The 22,597-nt window shown below is 39.5% G+C and carries 22 protein-coding genes; 6 read left to right on the top strand and 16 right to left on the bottom strand.

Annotated elements, in window-relative coordinates; all coding sequences use genetic code 11:
• The first annotated feature begins 39 nt into the window (after positions 1–39).
• The 3 genes from AA974_RS00110 to hypE are packed head-to-tail and all read left to right on the top strand — an operon-like array spanning position 40 to position 4,282.
• Positions 40–1,032 carry an agmatine deiminase family protein gene (locus AA974_RS00110; RefSeq protein ID WP_064432899.1) on the top strand — a complete coding sequence of 331 codons (993 nt, stop codon included), beginning with the start codon at positions 40–42 and terminating at the stop codon, positions 1,030–1,032.
• Entirely contained in the window at positions 1,029–3,281 is a 2,253-nt protein-coding gene (gene hypF, locus AA974_RS00105) for a carbamoyltransferase HypF (protein WP_064432898.1), read from the top strand. The genes AA974_RS00110 and hypF overlap by 4 nt, the downstream gene beginning before the upstream one ends.
• Positions 3,282–3,283: 2 nt before the next feature.
• Positions 3,284–4,282 (top strand): hydrogenase expression/formation protein HypE, encoded by a 999-nt coding sequence (hypE, locus tag AA974_RS00100; protein WP_064432897.1) that lies wholly within the window; start codon positions 3,284–3,286, stop codon positions 4,280–4,282.
• A gap of 186 nt (positions 4,283–4,468) precedes the next feature.
• Here the strand turns inward: hypE and AA974_RS00095 are convergent, their stop codons facing one another.
• The 14 genes from AA974_RS00095 to AA974_RS00030 form a co-directional block, all read right to left on the bottom strand.
• Entirely contained in the window at positions 4,469–5,401 is a 933-nt protein-coding gene (locus tag AA974_RS00095) for a GDP-L-fucose synthase family protein (protein ID WP_064432896.1), read from the bottom strand.
• A complete protein-coding gene (gene gmd / locus AA974_RS00090) occupies positions 5,394–6,539 on the bottom strand; it encodes a GDP-mannose 4,6-dehydratase (RefSeq protein WP_064432895.1) in 1,146 nt (381 codons plus the stop codon). Before gmd ends, AA974_RS00095 begins: the two co-directional genes overlap by 8 nt.
• A 9-nt stretch (positions 6,540–6,548) precedes the next feature.
• Entirely contained in the window at positions 6,549–7,967 is a 1,419-nt protein-coding gene (locus AA974_RS00085) for a mannose-1-phosphate guanylyltransferase/mannose-6-phosphate isomerase (RefSeq protein WP_064432894.1), read from the bottom strand.
• Positions 7,968–8,036: 69 nt separating this feature from the next.
• Positions 8,037–9,173 (bottom strand): DNA type IV secretion system protein ComB10, encoded by a 1,137-nt coding sequence (locus AA974_RS00080; protein ID WP_064432893.1) that lies wholly within the window; start codon positions 9,171–9,173, stop codon positions 8,037–8,039.
• Positions 9,166–10,125 (bottom strand): TrbG/VirB9 family P-type conjugative transfer protein, encoded by a 960-nt coding sequence (locus AA974_RS00075; protein ID WP_064432892.1) that lies wholly within the window; start codon positions 10,123–10,125, stop codon positions 9,166–9,168. The genes AA974_RS00080 and AA974_RS00075 overlap by 8 nt, the downstream gene beginning before the upstream one ends.
• The gene (locus AA974_RS00070; RefSeq protein ID WP_064432891.1) at positions 10,125–10,868 is read right to left on the bottom strand and encodes a VirB8 family type IV secretion system protein; all 744 of its coding nucleotides are present in this window, start codon (positions 10,866–10,868) and stop codon (positions 10,125–10,127) included. Before AA974_RS00070 ends, AA974_RS00075 begins: the two co-directional genes overlap by 1 nt.
• Entirely contained in the window at positions 10,865–10,978 is a 114-nt protein-coding gene (locus tag AA974_RS00065; RefSeq protein WP_001217871.1) for a hypothetical protein, read from the bottom strand. The genes AA974_RS00070 and AA974_RS00065 overlap by 4 nt, the downstream gene beginning before the upstream one ends.
• A 15-nt stretch (positions 10,979–10,993) precedes the next feature.
• The gene (locus AA974_RS00060; RefSeq protein WP_064434028.1) at positions 10,994–12,046 is read right to left on the bottom strand and encodes a type IV secretion system protein; all 1,053 of its coding nucleotides are present in this window, start codon (positions 12,044–12,046) and stop codon (positions 10,994–10,996) included.
• Positions 12,047–12,051: 5 nt separating this feature from the next.
• The gene (locus AA974_RS00055) at positions 12,052–13,047 is read right to left on the bottom strand and encodes a PDZ domain-containing protein (protein ID WP_064432890.1); all 996 of its coding nucleotides are present in this window, start codon (positions 13,045–13,047) and stop codon (positions 12,052–12,054) included.
• Positions 13,047–13,340 (bottom strand): YbaB/EbfC family nucleoid-associated protein, encoded by a 294-nt coding sequence (locus AA974_RS00050; RefSeq protein ID WP_000347917.1) that lies wholly within the window; start codon positions 13,338–13,340, stop codon positions 13,047–13,049. The genes AA974_RS00055 and AA974_RS00050 overlap by 1 nt, the downstream gene beginning before the upstream one ends.
• Before the next feature lie 10 nt (positions 13,341–13,350).
• Positions 13,351–13,701, bottom strand: a complete 351-nt coding sequence (panD, locus tag AA974_RS00045) for an aspartate 1-decarboxylase (protein ID WP_064432889.1) — start codon at positions 13,699–13,701, stop codon at positions 13,351–13,353.
• Positions 13,691–15,913 (bottom strand): AAA family ATPase, encoded by a 2,223-nt coding sequence (locus AA974_RS00040; RefSeq protein ID WP_064432888.1) that lies wholly within the window; start codon positions 15,911–15,913, stop codon positions 13,691–13,693. Before AA974_RS00040 ends, panD begins: the two co-directional genes overlap by 11 nt.
• A complete protein-coding gene (locus AA974_RS00035; RefSeq protein ID WP_080470962.1) occupies positions 15,913–16,101 on the bottom strand; it encodes an ATP-dependent Clp protease adaptor ClpS in 189 nt (62 codons plus the stop codon). The genes AA974_RS00040 and AA974_RS00035 overlap by 1 nt, the downstream gene beginning before the upstream one ends.
• 1 nt (position 16,102) lies before the next feature.
• Positions 16,103–16,516 carry a universal stress protein gene (locus tag AA974_RS00030; RefSeq protein ID WP_001023005.1) on the bottom strand — a complete coding sequence of 138 codons (414 nt, stop codon included), beginning with the start codon at positions 16,514–16,516 and terminating at the stop codon, positions 16,103–16,105.
• Positions 16,517–16,622: 106 nt separating this feature from the next.
• On the opposite strand from AA974_RS00030, the gene AA974_RS00025 reads away from it, so the two are divergent.
• Together AA974_RS00025 and bioD are read left to right on the top strand one after the other, a co-directional pair.
• Positions 16,623–18,131, top strand: a complete 1,509-nt coding sequence (locus AA974_RS00025; protein WP_230380950.1) for a hypothetical protein — start codon at positions 16,623–16,625, stop codon at positions 18,129–18,131.
• Between the two features lie 3 nt (positions 18,132–18,134).
• Entirely contained in the window at positions 18,135–18,791 is a 657-nt protein-coding gene (gene bioD, locus AA974_RS00020) for a dethiobiotin synthase (protein ID WP_064432887.1), read from the top strand.
• On the opposite strand, the gene AA974_RS00015 is transcribed toward bioD, so the two are convergent.
• Entirely contained in the window at positions 18,768–19,292 is a 525-nt protein-coding gene (locus tag AA974_RS00015) for a DUF1523 family protein (protein WP_064432886.1), read from the bottom strand. The two genes, bioD and AA974_RS00015, sit on opposite strands and share 24 nt — an antisense overlap.
• 72 nt (positions 19,293–19,364) lie before the next feature.
• Positions 19,365–20,642: an isocitrate dehydrogenase (NADP(+)) gene (gene icd / locus AA974_RS00010; RefSeq protein ID WP_064432885.1), complete on the bottom strand. Its 1,278-nt coding sequence runs from the start codon at positions 20,640–20,642 to the stop codon at positions 19,365–19,367.
• Positions 20,643–20,842: 200 nt separating this feature from the next.
• On the opposite strand from icd, the gene AA974_RS00005 reads away from it, so the two are divergent.
• Positions 20,843–22,123 (top strand): citrate synthase, encoded by a 1,281-nt coding sequence (locus AA974_RS00005; protein WP_064432884.1) that lies wholly within the window; start codon positions 20,843–20,845, stop codon positions 22,121–22,123.
• Positions 22,124–22,597 lie beyond the last annotated feature (474 nt).

The following is a 22,597-nucleotide window of genomic DNA, read 5'->3' as shown; positions in this document are numbered from 1 at the left end:
AATGAGATTGTGTTATAGTTGCTTAAAAGGATATTTTTAATGAAAAGAATGTTAGCGGAGTTTGAAAAAATCCAAGCGATTTTAATGGCGTTCCCCCATGAGTTTGGCGACTGGGCGTATTGCATCAAAGAGGCGAGAGAAACTTTTTTAAACATCATTCAAACCATAGCCAAACATGCCAAAGTGTTAGTGTGCGTCCATACTAGCGACACTATCGGCTATGAGACGCTTAAAAACTTATCTGGTGTAGAGATCGCCAGGATTGACACTAACGACACATGGGCTAGGGATTTTGGAGCGATCAGCATTGAAAATCATGGCGTTTTAGAATGCTTAGATTTTGGATTTAACGGCTGGGGGTTAAAATACCCGTCCAATTTAGACAATCAGGTGAATTCCAAGCTCAAAAATTTAGGGTTTTTAAAACACCCTTTAAAAACGATGCCCTATATTTTAGAGGGCGGGAGCATAGAAAGCGATGGGGCCGGGAGTATTTTAACCAACACCCAATGCCTGTTAGAAAAGAATCGTAACCCCCATTTGAATCAAAATGGAATAGAAAACATGCTTAAAAAGGAATTAGGGGCTAAACAAGTGCTGTGGTATTCTTATGGCTATCTCAAAGGCGATGACACCAATAGCCATACCGACACGCTCGCTCGCTTTTTAGATAAAGACACCATTGTTTATAGCGCATGCGAGGATAAAAACGATGAGCATTACACAGCCTTAAAAAAAATGCAAGAAGAATTAAAAACCTTTAAAAAACTGGATGGAACGCCCTATAAACTCATCCCCCTAGAAATCCCCAAAGCCATTTTTGATGCAAACCAACAACGCTTGCCGGCGACTTATGTGAATTTTTTATTGTGCAATAACGCTCTCATCGTGCCCACTTACAACGACCCTAAAGACATGCTCATTTTAAACACCTTAAAACAACACACGCCCTTAGAAGTGATAGGGATTGATTGCAATACCTTAATCAAACAGCATGGAAGCTTGCATTGTGTAACGATGCAACTTTATTGAACAAAATCACGCTTTTTGGCGTGGTTCAAGGCGTGGGCATGCGCCCTTTTATTTACACCCTAGCTCAAGAATTAGAGCTTGTAGGCTTTGTGCGTAACACCCAAGCGGCTTTAGAAATCGTCTTACCCGTCCATCAAACAGAGTCTTTTTTAAACGCCCTAAAAAAAGGGTTGCCCCCTTTAGCGTTGGTTGGAAAAATCCTTATTAACCCTTATGATAAGGCACTCAAATCCAATGATTTTAGGATTTTAGAAAGCAAGAACCACCCCTTAAATTTGCTCAGTCAGATCCCTAAAGATTTAGGCGTGTGTGAGGATTGCTTGCGCGAAATTAGAGATAAAAACTCCCCCTATTTTCGTTACGCTTTCAATTCTTGCGCGAAGTGTGGGGCAAGATACAGCCTTTTAAACGCCCTACCCTATGACAGAGAAAACTCCGCCCTAAAACCTTTCAAACTCTGTGGGTTTTGCGCATTCGTTTATAAAGATGCCACTAACAAACGATTCCACATTCAAGGCATAAGCTGCAAAAAGTGCGGTATCACGCTCAATTATAAGCGATTTAAAAACGATGACGCTCTTTTAGAATGCGCTAAAGACATTCAAAAGGGTAAAATCATCGCTCTTAAAGGTTTGGGAGGCTTTGCTTTGGTGTGCGATGCGAGGAACTTTCAAACCATAGAAAGATTACGGCTTTTAAAAAACCGCCCCCTAAAACCTTTTGCGCTCATGTTTAAAGATTTAAACACCGCCAAACAGCATGCGTTTTTGGATGCATTAGAATGCGAGAGTTTAAATTCTGCAAGCACCCCCATTCTTTTAGCGCGTAAAAAACCTAATACGCAATTAGCCCAAAATATCGCTAAAAACTCCCCCTTTTATGGCGTCATCTTACCCTATACCCCTTTGCATGCTTTATTACTGGATTTATTGGATTTCCCTATTGTTTTTACGAGCGCAAATTTCAGCTCCCTCCCTTTAGCGAGCGATGAAAAAGAAATCGATTCGCTTCATTTTATTTTTGATTTTAAGCTCACGCACAACCGCGCTATTATTCACAGGATTGATGATAGTATCGCGCAGCGTGTGGATAATGTGATTCGCCCCATGCGTTTGGCTAGGGGGTTTGCCCCACTTTATCTCACTTTGCCCAAACGCTCTAATTGTTCGCCTAAAAAGATTTTAGCGCTTGGAGCGGAGCAAAAAGGGCATTTTAGCCTATTAGATAGCGCGACTTCCATTCTTTTACTCTCGCCTTTTTGTGGGAATTTGAGCGTTTTAGAAAATGAAAAACACTTTAAAGAAACTTTGAATTTTTTCTTAAAAACCTATGATTTTAAACCCACGCTATTAGCTTGCGATAAGCATAAAAACTACACCACCACTAAAATGGCTTTTGATTTTAATACGCCCTTGTTGCAAGTCCAGCACCACCATGCCCACTTTTTAGCGAGTGTCTTAGACGCGTTGTTGCAAGACCCGCATTTAAACCATCCTTTTATAGGAATCATCTGGGATGGGAGTGGGGCTTATGAAAATAAGATTTATGGGGCGGAGTGTTTTGTGGGGGATTTTGAATGCATTAAAGAAACCGCTAGGTTTGAAGAATTTCTGCTTTTAGGGGGGCAAAAAGCGATCAAAGAGCCTAAACGCTTGGTTTTAGAAATTGCTTTAAAACACCAACTCAATAAGCTTTTCAAGCGCATTCAAAAACATTTTAAAGAAGATGAATTAGAAATTTTTCAGCAAATGCATGACAGAGGAATTCAAAGCGTCGCTACCAATTCCATAGGGCGTTTGTTTGATATAGTAGCGTTTAGTTTGGATTTAGTGGGAACGATTAGCTTTGAAGCCGAGAGCGGGCAGGTTTTAGAAAATCTAGCCTTACAAAGCGATGAAATCGCCTTTTACCCTTTTAAAATCAAAAACGGCGTGGTGTGTTTGAAAGAATTTTATCAAGCATTTGAAAAGGATTTGGGCGTTTTAGAGCCTGAACGCATCGCTAAGAAATTTTTTAACAGCTTAACAGAAATCATTAGCGCTTTGATTGCGCCTTTTAAAGAGCATGTGGTGGTGTGCAGTGGGGGTGTGTTTTGCAACCAATTATTGTGCGAACAATTAGCCAAACGATTCAAAAACTTTCAAAGGAAGTATTTTTTCCATAAGCATTTCCCCCCTAACGATAGCAGTATCCCTGTCGGTCAAGCCTTAATGGCGTATTTCAACCCTACAATCATCAAAAAAGGATAAAAATGGATAGCGTAACTCTGGCATGCGGGAACGGAGGGAAAGAAACAAACGCTTTAATTGAGCGAGTCTTTATGCCCTATTTAAAAGAATGGATTAGCGCGTTTGATGAAGACGCCCCTAAATTTAAAGCTCATGGGGAATATTGCGTGAGCACGGATAGTTTTGTCATCACGCCCTTAATTTTTAATGGGGGCGATATAGGCAAGCTTTGCGTTTGCGGGAGCGCGAATGATGTGAGCGTGCAAGGGGGCGAACCTTTGTATTTGAATATGGGTTTTATTTTAGAAGAAGGCTTAGAAATCCCTCTTTTAAAACACATTCTACAATCCATACAAAAAGAATTGTTTAAAGCCAACCTAAAACTCCTCTCCCTAGACACTAAAGTCGTTCCAAAGGGGAGCGTGGATAAGCTTTTTATCAACACAACCTGTATTGGTAAAATCATCAAGCCAGGGATTTCTTCGCGCCATTTAAAACAAGGACAAGCCATTATCATAAGCGACACTATCGCTAACCATGGGGCAAGCTTGTTTGCGATGCGTCATGAAATCAAGCTTAAAACTGATCTGCAAAGCGACTGCCAACTGCTCTATCCCTTATTAAAACCCCTATTTTTAAGCGATCTCAAAATCCATGCCTTAAGAGATGCAACTAGGGGCGGGTTAGCGAGCGTGCTAAACGAATGGGCGAACAGCTCTAGAGTGAAAATCGTTATAGAAGAAGAAAAAATCCCCTTAAAAGAAGAAACTAAAGGGATTTGTGAGATTTTAGGGCTAGAACCCTACGCGTTAGCCAATGAGGGGGTGTTTGTTTTAGCGCTCCATCAAAAAGACGCCCCTAAAGCCTTAGAAATTTTAAAAATTAACGAAAAAGCTAAAAACGCTTGCATGATTGGCGAAGTGTTTGAAAACCCTTATCCTAGCGTGGTTTTAAAGAACGCATGGGGTTTTGAAAGGATCTTAGAAACGCCAGAAGGCGAATTATTGCCTAGAATTTGTTAAGGCTAAGGCGCTTTTTAAAAGCCCCACCACGCTTTTGAAAACACTTGAGAGCGAAGCAGGCACCAAACCCTTTTAATGGTTCAAGGTTTGTTTGAAGCCAAACAACCACCAATCGTAACTACCGCTAGCCCAACGCTTAATAGCGGAGCGTTTTTATAGCCCTATTATAAGGGCCTTGATTTTATTTCAAACCTCTAAAAGCTTCAAATAATACTCATAAGCTTCCTTGATGCCTTGTTCTAGAGGGATTTCTAATTCCCATTTTAAAGCCTTTTGTTTGGAAATATCCATAAGCTTTTGCTGCATGCCCACAGGTTTGGATAAGTCTTTCACAAACACGCCCTTATAGTCTAAAACCTGAGCGACTTTTTCGTAATACTCTTCAATGCTGTAATCCACTCCAGAGCCGACATTCATCACGCTAGGCATTGAAGCGATATTATCATAAGCTAGAGCGATGAATCTCGCTAAATCTTTAGCGTTTAGATATTCTCTTCTGGCAGTGCCATCGCCCCACATCGCAAAATTTTTTTCACCCTTTAATTTAGCGGTGTGCATCCTGGCAATAAGCCCTGGTATCATGTGTGCTATTTTTTCTTCAAATTTGTCAAACTCGCCATAAAGGTTACAAGGCACTAAGGTTTTATAAAAAACGCCTTTTTCAGCACTCACATACTCGCAATACTTCATCACAGAGAGTTTGGCTAAAGCGTAGCCTTCGTTCGTTGGCTCTAAAGAGCCGTTCAATAAATCGCTTTCTTTTAAAGGGTTAGGGGCGAATTTAGGATAAGCGCAAGAGCTCGCCAGATTAATGGCTTTTTTCACGCCCAAATCCAAAGCGCTAGAAAAAAGATACAAGCCCATCAGTAAATTCTCAACCATGTAAGTTGAAAGATCGTTCATGTTAGCGACAATACCCCCCACTCTCCCGGCGCAATGGATAATGCCTGTAGGCTTGTATTCTTTCAAATAAGCTTGAACATTGTCTTTATCCAATAAATACAATTCGCTCTTTTTAGGGGTGAGTAAAGTAACATCAGGCTTATTTTTTTTAAAATACAACGCCGTGTTCTGCCCCACCATGCCATAGGCACCGGTGATTAAAATAACCTCATTCATAAAAATTCCTTAAAATATAACCCCCATCTTGCAAGTAAAGGCTTTTCTGGCATTCTTTTAAATCGTATTCTAACATGTCCTTAACCAACTCTTTTAAATCGTATTCCCTAACCCAGCCTAGCTCTTTTTCTGCCTTAGTGGGATCGCCTAAAAGCAAATCCACTTCAGTGGGTCTGAAATAGCGCTCGTCTATGCGCACCACGATTTTGCCCGTTTTTAAATGGCTTAAGTTTAATTTTAAAGCGTCCGCTCTTTTTCCATCAACGCTTTTAATCAAACCGATTTCTTTAATCCCTGTATTTTGAAATTCTAAACCAATACCGATAAATTCAAAGCTCATTTTCACAAAATCGCGCACGCTTGTGGTCTTCCCTGTAGCGATCACATAATCTTGTGGGGTGGGTGCTTGGAGCATTAAATGCATCATTTTCACATAATCTTTGGCATGCCCCCAATCTCTTTTAGCGTCTAAATTCCCTAAATACAAGCAATCCGTTAAGTTATACGCTATCGCGCTAGCGGCTCGTGTGATTTTACGAGTGACAAAAGTTTCGCCCCTTACCCTACTCTCATGGTTAAAAAGAATGCCATTAACCGCAAACAAGTTATAAGCCTCTCTGTAATTTTTGGTGATGTAAAAGGCATACATTTTAGCGACCGCATAGGGGCTTCGCGGGTTAAAGGGGGTGTTTTCATTTTGTGGGGTTTCTAAAACTTCGCCATACAATTCGCTCGTGCTGGCTTGATAAAATCGTGTTTTATTTTCTAATCCTAAAATCCGCATGGCCTCTAAAATCCTTAGCGTGCCAATACCATCAGCGTTAGCGGTGTATTCTGGGGTTTCAAAAGAGACTTTCACATGGCTTTGAGCGGCTAAATTATAAATCTCTGTAGGCTTAGTGGTAGCGATTAAATGGATGAGATTAGAACTATCGGTCATATCCCCATAATGCAAGAAGAAACGCCTTTGGTGTTCGCTGTGTAAATCTTCATACAGATGATCGATCCTAGAAGTGTTGATGCTAGAAGAGCGCCTTTTTAACCCATGCACTTCATAACCCAAATTGAGCAAGTGTTCAGCCAGATAGCTCCCATCTTGGCCGGTAACCCCAGTGATTAAAGCGATTTTTTCCTTCATTGAATTTCCTTATATTAAATTTTCTTGATTTTGTCTGTTAAAATCATCATCAACCCTTACAATATCGTCTTCACCGACATATTCGCCCACTTGAACTTCTATGATGGTTAAAGGGATTTTGCCATAATTAGCCAAGCGGTGTAAGGTGTTTTTAGGGATATAAGTGGATTCATTAGCTTGCAATTCAAACGATTGGCGATCCAACTCCACGCTCGCCATCCCGCTAATCACCACCCAGTGTTCGCTCCTGTGGAAATGCTTTTGTAAAGAAAGCCTTGCGTTAGGTTTGACTTCTAAAATCTTAACCTTGTAACAACCACTCTCATGCAAGACTTCATAGCTCCCCCAAGGGCGATACACTTTAGTGTGCGTTTGCAACAATTCTTGGTTATGCGTTTCTACCTCGCTCACTAAAACTTTTAAATCTTTAGCCTTGTCTTTATGAGCGATTAAAAGAGCGTCTTTAGTGTCAATAATCGCTAAATCCTCAACGCCTAAAAGAGCGCTCACTTTATGAGAAAACACTAAATTATTCTGGCTCTCTTTGGCAAAAACAGGAGTTTGATTCAGGCTGACATTTTCTTTAGGCTCGTTAGCCACTTCTTCAAAAAGAGCGTTAAAATTCCCTAAATCGCTCCATTTGGCGTTTAATCCTACCATTTTGATTTTGTGGCTTTTTTGCATTAAAGCTATATCCACGCTCACATCTTCTAAATCTTGCATGCTCTTTTCGCTCAAACGAGCGATCTTTTTTTCAAAAAAATACGCGTTTTCCAAAGATTCAAACGCTCTTTCACACCCCTTTAAAATATTAGGGGCATGCTTTTTCAATTCGTCTAAAAAAACGCCTACTTGGAAAACAAACATGCCGCTATTGAAATAAAAACCTCCGCTTTTTTGAAACTCTATCGCTCTTTCTAGGCTTGGCTTTTCAACGAATCGCTTGACATCTAAACCATTAGGACTTTCAATATACCCAAACTCCGTGTTGGGCTTTTCAATATTGATCCCAAAAGTGACTAAAAAACCTTTTTGGGCTAAATCAATCGCTTTTTTTATTGCATTTTCATACGCTTGAATGTCTTTAATCAAATGATCGCTTGGCGTAACAATGAGCAAATCTTCACTATCGCTCATTAAAGCGCTCAAAGCAATGGCGTTAGCGGTGTTTTTACTCAAACTCTCTAATAAAAAACCCACGCTTTTGTTTTTGATTTCGCTTTCTATTTCTTCTAGGGCCAAAAAATAATGCTTTTCATTGCACACAATGAGCGTTTCATCTACTAAGGAAGCGTTTCTTTTAAAACTCAATTCAAACAAGCTTTCATTGCCAAAAAGCTTTAAAAATTGCTTAGGGTATAGGCTACGGCTTAAAGGCCACAGGCGTTTTCCGCTCCCCCCACTCAGTAAGATATTTTTAATTTTCATGCGTTTTCTTGTCAGGCTCTCTTTTGTTTTTTAGGGTTATTATAGCGTTTTTAATCTGGCATTTTTGAGTTACTTCAAAAACTCAGCGATGACTTCATTCTCTCTGGGTATAGGAAAGAAGATGTCAGTATTAGGCGAAATGAAAACCCTACTCCCCTCTCTAATCACCACAATAGGAGCGATCTTGCTCTTGTCTCTTAAAATTTGATTGACCACTTGATTGATCCCCATGCCGCTTTGCCTCATCAATTGCAATAAAAGATAATCCCCAAAGAAATTAGTCACCTCTTCTTTATTGCCCCTGTTGTTTAAAGCCGAAGTGATCCCAATCAATAAGCCGTTAGTGAGAGTAGAAAGCAGTAATGGCACGCCATAGCGCTGGAAATTCCTTTCAATCAATTCCCCCACTAATCCGTTATAGCCTTTAATGTCCGCCCCTTTAGCGTTAGTGAGCATGATATTGATGCCATGGGGAGTGATGATGCGGCTCCATACAATATCCAAGCGGTATTCGCCCATTTTGTTATTGTTGCTGTAATAGCCTATGACTTTAGAGCCTTTGAGGATTAAGACGGCCTTGCCCATGTGAGCAAAAATATCGCTCTCCACTTGCGCGATGACTTTACCAGCGATCTGGCTAGAAATAGGCGTGATCAAAAAGGCGGGTATCATTTTATCGGCTGTAATGGTGCGTAAAAGCTTGTTTTCATTAGTGGCAATGTCTTTTTCTTTAAGGTTAGTAAAACCATCAATGCCTTTAGGGTTATCCATGGGGAAAATCAGGTTTTCTTCGTAATTTTTAGGGCTTTGTTTGAAAGGGGTGATGCGAGCGGCTAGTAAATCCAATTGCTTTAAAGAAAAGTCTTTTTTAGGGGGGGTTGTGTTTGTTTTTGGATCTATGGAAGGGTTCTTAAAAGTTTCTTCTTTAGAATAGCTCATTTCTTTGGAGTTTAGGGCTTTTAAAGCGGCTTTTAGCTGTTCTTGTAAGGCTTTGATGGTAGCGTCTTTGGAGCTTTCTGTAGGAATTGGCTGCGGGCTTTGAGTGAAGGTGTAGTCTTGTAAGGGGTATTTCACCTCATCGTCATTCAAAAGGTTAGATTGGTTATTTAGAGGGGCTTTTGGCTTTTGATGATAGATTAAAGAAATTGTTATAATCGCTGCGAAACCCCCTACAAAAACAAGCGCCCCCTTAACCCACTTATTCATTTTTACCCTTTTTGATAAAACGAATACACAAATAGTCCTTGCCCAGCCTTAAAGTCCATTTAGCCGAGACATCTTCAGCGATAATGTAATCGCCCACAATCCTTGTATTCACCGGGTTATCATAGCCATCAACGACTTTATAAATCACTGGGAATTTAGAGAGCGCTAATTTTTTGTCAAATTTAAAATAAGTGAATTGCTTGTCGTTAAAAATTTCTTCAGGCATCAAGGAGAGTTTGGATTTTTTAGAACAAATCCCTAAACAATACCATTTCCTTTGAGAGCTTTTTAAAGCCCTATAGCCTTTTTGAATGTCTTTTTTAACGATTTTCATGGCATTAGTGTTATCGCCAATGGTTATAGTCTCTTCTTCTTTTTCTTTGGTTTCTTCTTTTAAGGGTTTGTTGTTTTTAAGGGCATTTTCAAGGATATTTTCTTTATTTTGCGGCTTCATAAAAGCGTTGGAATAATAATTTTTATCTTCTATGAAAACCTGTAAATTAGGGTGTTTGGAGCTAGTGAAAGTGGTAGAAAACACATAGAAAGAAAAAATCTTACCCTCATTATCAATCACGCTGACATTAGAATCCACGCCAATTTGTAAGGGTTTGATAAGTAAAATGCGATCGTTACTTTCTAAGATTTTCGCATCAAAGCCCACCTTATCCCCTAAAACAAAATCGCTAATGGGTTTTGAAAAAAACAATAAGGTCGCCATCGCATAACGCAAGCGGATTTTATAGGTTTGCCCTTGAAAGTAATCAATGTTCAAAGTGTTGGACATTTTTGAGCGGTTTTTATCAAAAAAGCTCCCTTGAATGGCGTTTAAATCCTGCATGGGGTGGTTTAAATTCGCCGGGGCTGTTTCGTTAGCCTCTTCTAAAAAATCATCGGCTTTTAAAGCGCTAAAAGCCAACAAAAAACCCGCAAGAGCGTATAAAACCTTACGCATCAATCGCCCCTATTAATCGGCGCGATTTCAGTGATGCTGTAGCGAGTGATTTTAAAGCCAGTAGGGTTTTTAGGCATGGAAGCGTAATCAAAATCCGGGGTGTCAAACAAATAACTCAGCACGATTTTATAACGCTTTTCATACACCAACTTGTTTTCGTTCATGAGTTTAGCTGCAATAGAGACGCTCGCAATGGGGTTATTGTCTTGCTGATAGATCGCAATATTGACGATATGGACTTCTCTTTCCAAATGGCTTTGCGTATAAATGCTGTTTTGCGCTTTAATCAAATCTTCAAAGCGTTGCCACACTTTAGAACTGCTTTGCAAGCGCACCAATTCATAGCGCGATTTATCGTCAATGCGGTTAATGCTCTCTCGGTTTAACACATACGCCCCAATGAGCGAGCGAGCCAACGCTTCATTACTAGAAATGCTTTTATCCGCTCTTTGGATAATGGCGTAATGCTTGTCCTGGTTTAAAAAATCCACGAAATGGTGTTCGGTTTTTTGTAGGGGTAAAACACTGATTAACACGATCGCTAAAACAAGAGCGATAAAACTCATCAAGCCTAAGAGTTTATAAGCGATTTTCAAGCGGTTCCTCTCCAGTCTAAACACGCTTTGCATGTCCAAATCATTCACCGAAAAACCAGAAAGCTTGTTTTCTAAATGCTTTTCTTGGTGGCTTAAAAGCTCTTCTAAATAGATCAATTGCTCGCTATTGAAAGGCTTTTCTTTCATGCGAGATTCAACCTGTTTTCATACAATGTGCAAGGGCTTTTTTTCATCTCATGCACCTTACTGGTGCAACCAAACAACATGAGTCCCATAATAACAAAAAAAATTCTCATTAAATTCCCATTTATTTAAATTTCATTTTTTGTATTTATTGTATCCTTTTTAACCTTTTTTTGCTTGAAATTTGGAATTTTTACATCTAATTGAGTGGTTTCTACCTTAAATGTGGGGGAATGCGTTTCTTTTTCTTTAGAGACGCTTTCGCTCATAGAAGAAACGCTAGAAGGAGCGGGTGGGGTCGTGATGTATTGTAAGGAATTAAGGGCGTTTTGGCTGAGGTTAGCGCTCAAATTTGTGGCGAGTTTATAAGTTTCTTTAAGGCTGTTTTGCACCCTAAACAAAGCGTTGATGAAAAAAGGCACGCCTATGATAAAAACGCAACACAAAAATAACGCTACCACCAATAAAAGGCTTAAGTCTTGTTTTTCTTGCATATGAGCGTCTATTAAAGCCTTAGTAACCGACACATTCAAAAACCCCACCAACAACAAAAAAGGCTTGTAAAATCCAAGAGCGAAGCATTTTTTTAAGCATGCCACCACAATGCTCCTCCAGGTCTTAAAAAACCCAAACGCTAAAAACAGCACCCCTAAAGAGCACCACACATGCACTTCTAAATACACTAAAATGATGATCGCAAACAGCACGCTCAAAAAAAGGGCTTGCAAGATACTTAAAAAAAGCCACACAGACATTTCATTATGGCTCAAATCGCTGATAAAACTAAGGGCATAAAAACCATGATTAAAGATAAAATCTAAAGAAAGCGCGTGGTTAGAAAAGTTACTCAAGCTTTGAGAGAGACTTTGCACGATCATGTTAGGTGCAATAAAAATAGCGTTTTGGAAAAATTCGTAAAAATGCATGGGATTTTTTAAAGCGTAGTTAAAAAGCGCAAAAAACCCCACAAATAATAACGCTTCTAAAAGCGCGCTGGCGCTGAAGAAATTCTGTTCTTTCATGCTCCTATAAGCAAAGAGCATGAACGCCAAAGCGACCATGCTATTAAACACCAATTGCGCATGCAAAGTATAGAGAAAAAATTCAGCGAAACGCCCTAAAATCGCCGTGAGAGGCGTGATAAACCAAGAAAGAATGATCTCATAAGCGTCATTTTTCATCAATTTCAACGGACTTTAATGTAAAATTCAAAGCCTTTACGCCACATTAATAATTCAATTTTAGTCGCGCTTAACGCTTCTCTTAAAGCTTTCGGGTTGAACGCCACATTTTTACGATTCACCCATAAAATCCTATCCCCAAGCTTTAAAAAATCCAAGCCTTTGGGTAAATGACTGCCTATTTTAGTGATGATAAAACGCTCATCTAAAGCGATGCCATAGCGCTCTAAAAAAGTGTCTTTGAGTAAAAACCCCCCATAACGCTTATTGGCTTTAAGCGTTACTTCTTTGATTTTATGGTTTCGTTTGATGGTTACTTTTACAAGGCTTTGGTATTCAAGATTGCTCACCATCCATTCAAACTCCGCTAATGAGTGGATCTTTTGATGGTTGATCGCTAGGATTTCATCGTTTTTTAAAAAAGGGTTTTTAGGGAAAAAGGGATCAAATTGCGCTACCACTAAACGCTTATTATCCTCTTCTAAACGCACCCCAATATCCCCATAATAAGGCTCTTGCTGGTTTAAAAAGCGCTTGATAAATTTCGTTTCTATAAAGCCATTCCCCCCTACCCCTAGCCCTAACATTTGATAGCAAATATTACTGATAACGCCATTTTTTTGGATCTCTTGTGAAATTTGGGCGTAGCGATCATAGCCTTTTTGTTTAAAAAGCAATCGTGCTTCTATGGCTTGATTATCCCCTATACTAGCCATTGGCCTTATAAGGGCGTTTTTGTCTAAATCCCTTAATGTATAAACATACTCGCTTGGTGTGCTTTGCAACAAATACAACCCCACAAAAGGATCGGATTTGATGACTTTGGCGTGTTTAGGGTAGGTTTTGGAATAATACAAATACACGCCCTTAGGCAATTCTTTTAAAGCCACGCCCCCTTTTTGAAGGCTCGCTTTTTTAAAAAAAGCCTGACAATGCTTGAAATCATAAGCCCCTAAGCCATTCAAAAAAAAACATAGAATGATAAGGGCTTTGTGAAACATCACAATTTAGCAAAATTCCCCAACATATTAAAGGCTAAATTTTTTCGGTTTTCTTCTACGGCTTTATACCCGTCATTCAAAGCGCTCATCAAATAGATTTGCATCGCTTCTTTATCTTCTAACAGGCTGTCATCAATTTGCAAATCCACTAACTCCCCCACCCCATTAAAACTCACGCTCACCATTCCCCCACCGCTTTTGGAAGTGTGGATCGTGTCTTTATTCTTTTCTTCTAGTTGAGAAAACTCTTTTTTCATGCCGTCTAGTAACCCACCCAATTGACTAAAATCCATCTCTAACCCCTTATTTTTCTAAAATTTCATTCTTTTCACCCACCAGCACAATGCATGGCTTGTGCGCGTTGATTTCATCTTCATTCATGCTCGCATAAGCTAAAATGATCACCACATCGCCTATGGCCACCTTTCTGGCTGCTGCGCCATTGACGCAAATTTCGCCCCTTTTTTTCCCTAAAATCACATAGGTGCTGAAGCGTTCGCCGTTATTGACATCCACGATTTCTACCTTCATACCCTCTCTGAGCTTGGCGAGCTTGGCTAAATCCTCATCTATAGTGATCGAACCTACATAATTGAGATTAGCGTCTGTGATAGTAGCCCTATGGATTTTACTATAAAGCATTTCAAAAGTCATTTTCTTTCACTTTTTGTGCACGCTTGATTTCTTTTAAAGCCAATTGGTTTTTTTCTAGCAAGCAAGCGATCTTACAAGGTTTTTTAAACGATTGCAAGAGCAGTAGATCGCTTAATTGGGTTTTGATTTCATTGTGAATGATTTTTTTAATTTCTCTCGCTCCTAAAGTCGTTTGATAGCTTTTTTGCGCAATGAATTTCAAAACTTCTTTATGGAATTTTAAGGCTATGTCTTGCTCTAGCGCTAGGGCTTTTAATTTGTCTAATTCTACAGAGACAATGCGTTCAAAATCCTCCAAACTGAGCGCGTTAAAGGGCACGATCGCATCAATCCTAGAGCGTAATTCAGGGGTCAAAAGCTCTTTAACGGCTTTATCATGCTTGGTGTTTTTAGCGCTAAAAAACCCTAGCGTATCCTTATCCTTACTCCCCACATTGGAAGTCATGATCAAAATCACATGCTTAAAACTCGCCTGATTGCCTAAACTATCGCTCAAAGTGGCGTTATCCATCACTTGCAACAACAAATCATACACATTAGAATGGGCTTTTTCTATTTCATCTAAAAGCAGCAAACAATGCGGGTGTTTTTTAATCGCATTCACCAATAGCCCCCCTTGCTCAAACCCCACATAACCGCTAGGACTCCCGATGAGTTTTGCCACGCTATGGGCTTCTTTGTATTCGCTCATGTCAAAGCGTTCAAAATGCAAATCCAAATTCAAGGCCAATTCTTTAGCCAACTCTGTTTTCCCCACCCCACTAGGCCCTACGAATAAAAAGCTCCCCACAGGCTTATTCTTTGCAGAAAGCCCACAATACTGGATTTTAATCGCATTGCTAACGAGATTGATCGCTTCTGCTTGGGCAAAAATCTTATTTTTAAGCGATTTTTCTAAATTCCTTAAAAGGGCTTTTTTATCGTTGCTCAAACGCATTTTAGGGATTTTAAGCTTTAGAGCGAGCGTTTCTTTCACATCATCAACGCCGATTTTTTTGCCCTTCTTAGGGTTGATTTTTTTCCTCGATCCCACCTCATCTAGTAATTCAATCGCTTTATCCGGCAAGAATTTATCATGCATGTAATAACTCGTTAAATCCACGCATGCCTTAAACACGCTCTCATCATAACGCACCTGGTGGTGTTCTTCATAAAGGGGAGCGATCTTTTTTAAAATCAAGTAACACGCCTCTTTAGAAGGCTCTTCAACTTTTATTACTGAAAAGCGCCTGTTGAAAGCCTTGTCTTTTTCAAACACGCTGCGGTATTCTTCAAAAGTGGTCGCTCCTAAACATTTCAAGCTCCCGTCCGTTAAAACCGGTTTTAATATATTCGCCGCATCCAAGTTCCCAGCGTTACTGCTCCCTGCGCCTAAAAGGGTGTGGATTTCATCAATGAATAAAATGATACGACCGTTTTGTTGGATTTCTTTGAGCGTTTTTTTCAAGCGTTTTTCAAAATCCCCTCTGTATTTTGTCCCAGCCACCATTAAAGCCACATCCAAAGAATAGACTTCATATTCTTGCAAAAACTCCGGCACTTCTTTTTGAGCGATTTTTAAAGCCAAAGCTTCAGCGATGGAGGTTTTCCCTACGCCCGCTTCGCCAATTAAAAGCGGGTTATTCTTTTTTCTGCGCCCTAAAATTTCTATCACTCTTAGAATCTCTTCTTCTCTGCCAATGACGGGATCTAAAGCGTTATCTTGGGCTAAAGCGCTCAAATTTTTAGCGTATTTTTTTAGGGGAGTGTTTTTGGGCGCTTCTTCATTATTAATGTCATTAGGGATACCATGGTTGTCCAAATCCAATAAAGCAGGATTGGAATACAAACGAGCGATGCCAAAACTATCCATGAGTTTTGAAGCGTAACAATCAGGGTGATCCAGCATTAAAATAAGCAATTCTTCCACGCCCACGCTCTCAAAACAACTCGCATACATTCTTTTAAGCATTCTTAATAGCACAAAACTCCTGTCAGGCATTTTGGCTGGATCACTCTTTAAGGGCACATATTGCAACAAATAGTCTTTAAGGATTTGCTTCATTTGATCATAGTCATCTCTTTCTAAAGCGCCAATCATCTTTGCCCCGCTCTCATGCTCTAAAATAACCAATAGCACATGCTCTGTGGTGCAAAGGGCGTGGTTAAGATCCAAGGCTAAATTTAAAGCTTGGTTTAGAACTTCATTTAGATCTTGATTGAATTTAGCCATTATTTTATCTCTTCTACCAATAGTTTTAAAGGGAGATCTAACGCTCTGGCTGTGAGAGCTTGAGCCTCTTCCAAAGACTTGTCAAAAAAATCCCTCAAAGCAGAGATTACAAATTCCGCTGTCGTAATGGGGTCATCCACCATGATCACCTGCGACATGGTGGGGGTAGGTATGTTATACATTTTCATGCTACTTAGCGATCACAACAGGGATACTGGATTGTTCAACAAGGCTATTTTGGTGTGAAATGAACAAACGATACAACAAATTCGATTCGCTCGCTCCAATCAATAACAAATCATAATCCTTAGCCATATCCAAGACCACATCAATCAAATCACCGCTTTTTAGAACGCTCTCGCACTCTATATTTTCTTTTTTGAAAGCGTCTTCAAATTGCTTTAACAAAGCCTTAGCTTTTTCTTCTTCTAAGGCTTCTGTCTGGCCATAATCCATCATCCCGCTTTCGCTATAAATAAACACTTCCATGCTCACATGCAATAAGGTAAAACGGACCTCTTTAAGCGAATGGGCTAATTTGACAGCGAATTTAATAGCGTTATAACATTCTTGCGTGTCGCTAATCCCAAATAAAATATTCATAAGAACCAACCTTAAATGAAGTTTTGATATTATACCAAATAAACCCTAATTACCGCTGAAAGCTCAAAGATAAAGCGTTATAATCTCGCTCAAAAAAGGACACAAAATGCTATTGAGTTACGACTTTTTAGAATTTGTTGATGAGCCACAAAGAAACACTTCTTTGACAGGAGCTATTGATAAGGCTTTAGCGGACAAGAAGTTAGCTAGACAAAATAAACCTGAAGTTAGGGTGCTTGGTAAGAGCATGCCCTTAAGCAAGTTTTTAGATGCATTTGGCGATGAAATCTCACGACTTAAATACGATATGAGCCACAAAACCATCAAAGGCTCTACAATTGAGAGTTCTAATCTTGTCAGCATTTATAAAAAGATTGCTAGCGGACTACCTTTTGGGATCATCTCGGCGTTTAGACCTTTTAAAGACGCTTTTATTAAAGACTTTACTGAAAAGGAACAAGAATTATTAGTAGAAGCTTATAAGAGCGGTTTTAAGGTTTCTCAATTAGACAAAGTAGCTAAAAAATGGAATGGCGACCCTAACCCCATAGACGCTTCTCATCTTGCTGACGCCTTTTTGAGAGAGTATAGGACTATCGCTCTCAAACTATCCACAGCATTAGGCAAGTCTTTTGTTAGTAAATTCTTAAACCCTAAAAGTGAAGCCACAATGAAAGACCTTATGTCTAGTAAAGAATTTATTGAGAGATACCGCTACACTAAAAAGGACAATATGGATAGAACACGACAGCTAAAAGGGATATTGGATAGTAAGCGAGATTTCATTGGTTACATTGAAGTGCTAGGATATTGGAAAGACAACCCTAAAGACAATATTTTACCAGATAAAGAAGTTAGCTTTTTTGTATTCCAAAACGAACCTAGTAGCGCATTTGATTTGAAAGACCACTTATTATTATGGGGGAAAAAATTCAATCAAGCAGCGATTTGTTATTGTGAAAATAGTGTCTATAATAACAAAGACAGATACTATGTGGAATTGGTGAGCGCTCTACCAGAGGATTTTGGTAAGGTGTGGGCTAAATTTAATAACATCACATTCTCTAGCCCTAGTCAATTACCAAAATCTCTCACAAGACTAAAAAATCAAGTCTATACATTCTTTGAGAAAAAACCTGAAAAAGACAATTATGGTATAGCTTTTAAAGACATTGTTAAGACACAATTAAAAGCGACTTATATGCCTCACATTATTGGCAACCTTACAGACACATTTGAAAATGAAATTAAAGGATTTATTGAAAGGACACAAAGTAGGGTTCGGGCTTATGGGTATCCCAAGATTTTCACTATTGATGAGATAGAAAATTGGGAGCGACAAGGTATTGATAACAGAGAAAGACTAAAATGCTCTACAAGTAAAAGCTTTAGACAGAGTTACAACCACAACATTAAAGTCAATAACCTTTTTAAAGCTATGCGACAAGGTAAAAAAGTGAGTTCTACACTCATTGCTAAAGCGCTTGCTAACACTATAGACACCGATGTGGGTTATTGCTTTATCTCACCGACAGATTTAGTGACACAACTTGATAACATCAGCCCTAGACTATCTAAAAGCATATTTGATGGGGCTTACCAATTTAAAAGTTAAACCATGCTCTTTATCAGCGCGACTAACACTAATGCCGGCAAAACCACATGCGCTAGACTATTAGCCCAATATTGCAACGCTTGTGGCGTCAGAACGATTCTATTAAAGCCCATTGAAACAGGCGTTAATGACACGACCAACCACTTTAGCGATGCGCATTTGTTCTTGCAAGATAACCGCCTTTTAGATCGCTCTTTAACCTTAAAAGACATTTCATTCTATCGTTACACTAAAGCTTCAGCCCCCCTCATCGCCCAACAAGAAGAAAACCAAAACACCCCCATTGATACCAATAATTTAATCCAGCGCCTCCAAAATTTCACCAAAACTTATGATTTAGTCATCGTTGAAGGGGCTGGAGGGCTATGCGTGCCTATCACTTTAGAAGAAAACATGCTGGATTTTGCCCTAAAATTAAAAGCTAAAATGCTTTTGATTAGCCATGACAATTTGGGCTTGATTAACGATTGTTTGCTGAATGATTTTTTATTGAAATCCCACCAACTAGACTATAAAATCGCTATCAATTTGAGAGGAAACAACACCGCTTTTCACAGCATCAGCTTGCCCTATATTGAGCTTTTTAATGAACGCTCCAATAACCCCATTGTGATTTTCCAACAAAGCCTAAAAGATTTAATGAGCTTTGCCCTTAAATAAAGCGCAAACAGAACCCACGCTGATAAAAAAGACCACTAACAGCAAAGCGTATAAAATCCAGCTAAAAATGGGCTTTGAAATGCCAGCACTCTCTTTTAGGGGCTTTAAAAAAATCGCATTAGGGAACATGTCTAGCGTGTTGATCCGCCAGCCATAGTATTGCACTTCCACTTGCTGATTGACTAAACTTTGAGCGAGAGCCGAAATATCAGCCGAATTAAACTTAAAATAAAAAGGGAAGCCAAAGCGCGTGTCTTCATTGCGATAGACTTTCACGCTCTGTTTGTCTTTGGGGTCGTAAGTTTGTATAAAATAAACATCTCTAGTAGGGCTTTTTAACGCCTTATTGGGCGTGTTTTCATTTTCATTCATTCTTTTGACTTCCACCCCGCTAATGACAGCCACGCTATAATGGGGCATGAAATAGCTCACTAAAAGCATGAGCGCTAAAAAGATCGCCGTTAAAATGAACAAAACCACATTACGCACAAATTTTACCAACTTCATTCCTTATGATAGTATTAGTGTTTTTTTCGCATTCAAACACCATTTAAGAGCTTAAAAAACGCTCTTTCACATGTTTTCAATCATCACGCTAGCAAATTCAGAGCATTTCACTTCTTTAGCCCCATCCATCAAACGAGCGAAATCATAAGTGACTTTCTTGCTTTTAATCGCTTTTTCCATAGCAGAAACGATCAGATCAGCCGCTTCCACCCAACCCATATGCCTTAACATCATTTCCGCGCTCAAAATAATAGACCCCGGATTGACTTTATCTAGCCCGGTGTATTTAGGAGCGGTGCCATGGGTGGCTTCAAACATGCCCACTGTGTCATTGAGATTAGCCCCAGGAGCGATACCAATACCCCCCACCATCGCCGCTAACGCATCAGAGATATAATCCCCATTCAAATTCATGGTCGCAATGACGCTGTATTCGCTAGGGCGTAATAAGATTTGTTGCAAAAAGGCATCAGCGATCATGTCTTTAATGATGATTTCTTTACCGGTTTTAGGGTTTTTCAAAGAACACCATGGACCTTTATCAATGACTTGAGCGTTAAATTCTTTTTGAGCGAGTGCATAGCCCCATTTCATGAACGCCCCCTCAGTGTATTTCATGATATTACCTTTATGCACAAAAGTTACGCTTGGCTTGTCGTTATCAATAGCGTATTCAATCGCCTTCCTCACCAGCCTCTCTGTGCCTTCTTTACTAATGGGTTTTACCCCTATGCCACTGCTTTCAGGGAAGCGGATTTTTTTAACCTTTAATTCATTTTGTAAAAAATGGATGAGTTTTTTCGCTTCCGTGCTGCCTTCTTGCCACTCAATGCCCGCATAAATATCTTCAGAATTTTCTCTAAAAATCACCATATCCACTTTTTCTGGTTCTTTAACCGGGCTCGGGCTCCCATACCATCTTACCGGTCTCAAACACACATACAAATCCATTTTTTGGCGTAACGCTACATTCAAAGATCTAAACCCCTCACCAATAGGCGTGGTCAAAGGCCCTTTAATAGAGACTTTATAATGGTTAATCGCTTCAATAGTGTCCGGTAACAGCCATTGCTCTTCTGGGCTTAATTCTTTATGATCTTTAAATTTTTGATAGCATTTTTCGCCCACAAACACCTCATACCATGCGATTTTTTTCTCGCCCTTATACGCTTTTTGAACCGCGCTATCCACGACTTTAATCATCGCAGGGGTAATATCCGATCCAATGCCATCGCCCTCAATGAAAGGGATAATGGGGTGGTTTGGCACATGCAATTTGCCGTCTTTAATCGTAATTTCTTCGCCCTCTTTAGGCTTTTGTAAAATTTTAGGGTTGTAAGCCATCTCTCGTCCTTTTTATAAAATTTAAGTAACTATACTAGCACAAAAATACTATATAACCCCTAAAAATCTTTTTTTGAATGCGTGTTTAAAAGTAGCGTTTAGAAATAACTTGAAAAAACGGAATGTTTTTAAAAAGAAATCATTTAATTTTTTGGCTTATAATTGGGAGCTGAATACCATTAAATACTTAAGGAAATTGGATGTCTATTACTTTAATCAATAATGAAAATAATGAACGCTATGAATTTGAAACGATTGAATGCACTCGTGGGCCTAAAGCGGTGGATTTTTCCAAGCTTTTTGAAACGACCGGGTTTTTTTCTTACGATCCAGGGTATTCTTCTACCGCTGGGTGTCAGTCTAAGATCAGCTATATCAATGGCAAAAAAGGCGAATTGTATTACAGAGGGCATAGAATAGAAGATTTAGTCGCCAAATACAAATATGTAGATGTGTGCAAATTGCTTCTCACAGGGGAATTGCCCAAAAATCAAGATGAAAGCTTGGAATTTGAATTGGAATTACGGCACAGAAGCTTTGTGCATGAGAGCTTGTTGAACATGTTTTCAGCTTTCCCTAGTAACGCCCACCCTATGGCGAAACTCTCTAGCGGTGTGTCTATTTTATCCACCCTTTATTCCACGCACCAAAACATGCACACTGAAGAAGATTACCAGACTATGGCTAGAAGGATTGTCGCTAAAATCCCCACGCTTGCGGCTATTTGCTATCGTAATGAAGTGGGAGCGCCCATTATTTATCCGGATATCGCACGCTCTTATGTGGAAAATATCCTTTTCATGCTGAGAGGATATCCTTACAGCCGATTGAAACACACCACTCAAGGCGAAGTGGAAATCACGCCCCTAGAAGTGGAAGCCTTTGATAAAATCCTAACCTTGCACGCTGACCATGGGCAAAACGCCTCTTCTACCACGGTAAGGAATGTCGCTAGCACCGGTGTACATCCTTATGCAGCCATTAGTGCGGGCATTAGCGCTTTATGGGGGCATTTGCATGGTGGGGCGAACGAAAAAGTGCTTTTGCAATTAGAAGAAATTGGCGATGTGAAAAATGTGGATAAAACCATCGCACGCGTGAAAGACAAGAACGACAATTTCAAACTCATGGGCTTTGGGCATAGAGTGTATAAAAGCTATGATCCGCGCGCAAAAATCTTAAAAGGCTTAAAAGACGAACTACACAAAAAAGGCGTTAAAATGGATGAGAGATTGAGCGAAATCGCTGCGAAAGTAGAAGAAATTGCGCTAAAAGACGAGTATTTCATTGAAAGGAATCTCTACCCTAATGTGGATTTCTACTCTGGCACGATTTTAAGGGCTTTAAAAATCCCCGTGCGTTTCTTCACGCCGGTGTTTGTCATTGGCAGAACCGTAGGTTGGTGCGCTCAGCTTTTAGAGCATGTCAAAAGCCCGCAAGCCAGGATCACACGCCCAAGACAAGTCTATGTAGGGGGTTAGGTTTTGTCCTAACAAATCGTTAATGATAGTTTTAAGAAACGCTCAAAACCTTGTTTAAAGAGTAGGCATCTTGCACCAAGCAAGCGATAATCTATCAATAACCGCATGCAAACGCCCCAAAACTCAAGGATAACTCCGCTTTTACAAGCAAGCCCTTGAGTTTTTGGGGAAAATAATTATAAAACACTTCTCTTAAGAAAATTTAAGAAATTATTTTTACAACAAACCAGAAACAATCAAAGTTAAAAAACCCCCCTTTTTTTATAACTACCCCTATTCAACAACCTCATTTTTTTAAAATTACTTTTATTGGTTTAATATTTGTTCCAAAACACCCCAAAAACCTTTTTTTTTTTTTTGAAACAACAAAACGCCCGATTAGTGCAAAAATCTTATCAATATATGCTATATTAACGAAATCTTGTGATAGGATCTCATACTTTTACGAGACTTATCTAACCATTTTAATTTCAA

The organism is Helicobacter pylori (assembly GCF_001653475.1).
GTDB lineage: Bacteria > Campylobacterota > Campylobacteria > Campylobacterales > Helicobacteraceae > Helicobacter > Helicobacter pylori_CM.
Note: the sequence above shows the minus strand (reverse complement) of the source record. Positions and strands in the feature narration are given on the sequence as shown.

What these genes read in the sequence shown, in the direction of transcription:
- AA974_RS00110 (WP_064432899.1), top strand. Translation starts at nt 40, where the DNA reads ATGAAAAGAATGTTAGCGGAGTTTGAAAAAATCCAAGCGATTTTAATG.
- hypE (WP_064432897.1), top strand. Translation starts at nt 3,284, where the DNA reads ATGGATAGCGTAACTCTGGCATGCGGGAACGGAGGGAAAGAAACAAAC.
- AA974_RS00095 (WP_064432896.1), bottom strand. Translation starts at nt 5,401, where the DNA reads ATGAATGAGGTTATTTTAATCACCGGTGCCTATGGCATGGTGGGGCAG.
- gmd (WP_064432895.1), bottom strand. Translation starts at nt 6,539, where the DNA reads ATGAAGGAAAAAATCGCTTTAATCACTGGGGTTACCGGCCAAGATGGG.
- AA974_RS00085 (WP_064432894.1), bottom strand. Translation starts at nt 7,967, where the DNA reads ATGAAAATTAAAAATATCTTACTGAGTGGGGGGAGCGGAAAACGCCTG.
- AA974_RS00080 (WP_064432893.1), bottom strand. Translation starts at nt 9,173, where the DNA reads ATGAATAAGTGGGTTAAGGGGGCGCTTGTTTTTGTAGGGGGTTTCGCA.
- AA974_RS00075 (WP_064432892.1), bottom strand. Translation starts at nt 10,125, where the DNA reads ATGCGTAAGGTTTTATACGCTCTTGCGGGTTTTTTGTTGGCTTTTAGC.
- AA974_RS00070 (WP_064432891.1), bottom strand. Translation starts at nt 10,868, where the DNA reads ATGAAAGAAAAGCCTTTCAATAGCGAGCAATTGATCTATTTAGAAGAG.
- AA974_RS00065 (WP_001217871.1), bottom strand. Translation starts at nt 10,978, where the DNA reads ATGAGAATTTTTTTTGTTATTATGGGACTCATGTTGTTTGGTTGCACC.
- AA974_RS00060 (WP_064434028.1), bottom strand. Translation starts at nt 12,046, where the DNA reads ATGAAAAATGACGCTTATGAGATCATTCTTTCTTGGTTTATCACGCCT.
- AA974_RS00055 (WP_064432890.1), bottom strand. Translation starts at nt 13,047, where the DNA reads ATGTTTCACAAAGCCCTTATCATTCTATGTTTTTTTTTGAATGGCTTA.
- AA974_RS00050 (WP_000347917.1), bottom strand. Translation starts at nt 13,340, where the DNA reads ATGGATTTTAGTCAATTGGGTGGGTTACTAGACGGCATGAAAAAAGAG.
- panD (WP_064432889.1), bottom strand. Translation starts at nt 13,701, where the DNA reads ATGACTTTTGAAATGCTTTATAGTAAAATCCATAGGGCTACTATCACA.
- AA974_RS00040 (WP_064432888.1), bottom strand. Translation starts at nt 15,913, where the DNA reads ATGGCTAAATTCAATCAAGATCTAAATGAAGTTCTAAACCAAGCTTTA.
- AA974_RS00035 (WP_080470962.1), bottom strand. Translation starts at nt 16,101, where the DNA reads ATGAAAATGTATAACATACCTACCCCCACCATGTCGCAGGTGATCATG.
- AA974_RS00030 (WP_001023005.1), bottom strand. Translation starts at nt 16,516, where the DNA reads ATGAATATTTTATTTGGGATTAGCGACACGCAAGAATGTTATAACGCT.
- AA974_RS00025 (WP_230380950.1), top strand. Translation starts at nt 16,623, where the DNA reads ATGCTATTGAGTTACGACTTTTTAGAATTTGTTGATGAGCCACAAAGA.
- bioD (WP_064432887.1), top strand. Translation starts at nt 18,135, where the DNA reads ATGCTCTTTATCAGCGCGACTAACACTAATGCCGGCAAAACCACATGC.
- icd (WP_064432885.1), bottom strand. Translation starts at nt 20,642, where the DNA reads ATGGCTTACAACCCTAAAATTTTACAAAAGCCTAAAGAGGGCGAAGAA.
- AA974_RS00005 (WP_064432884.1), top strand. Translation starts at nt 20,843, where the DNA reads ATGTCTATTACTTTAATCAATAATGAAAATAATGAACGCTATGAATTT.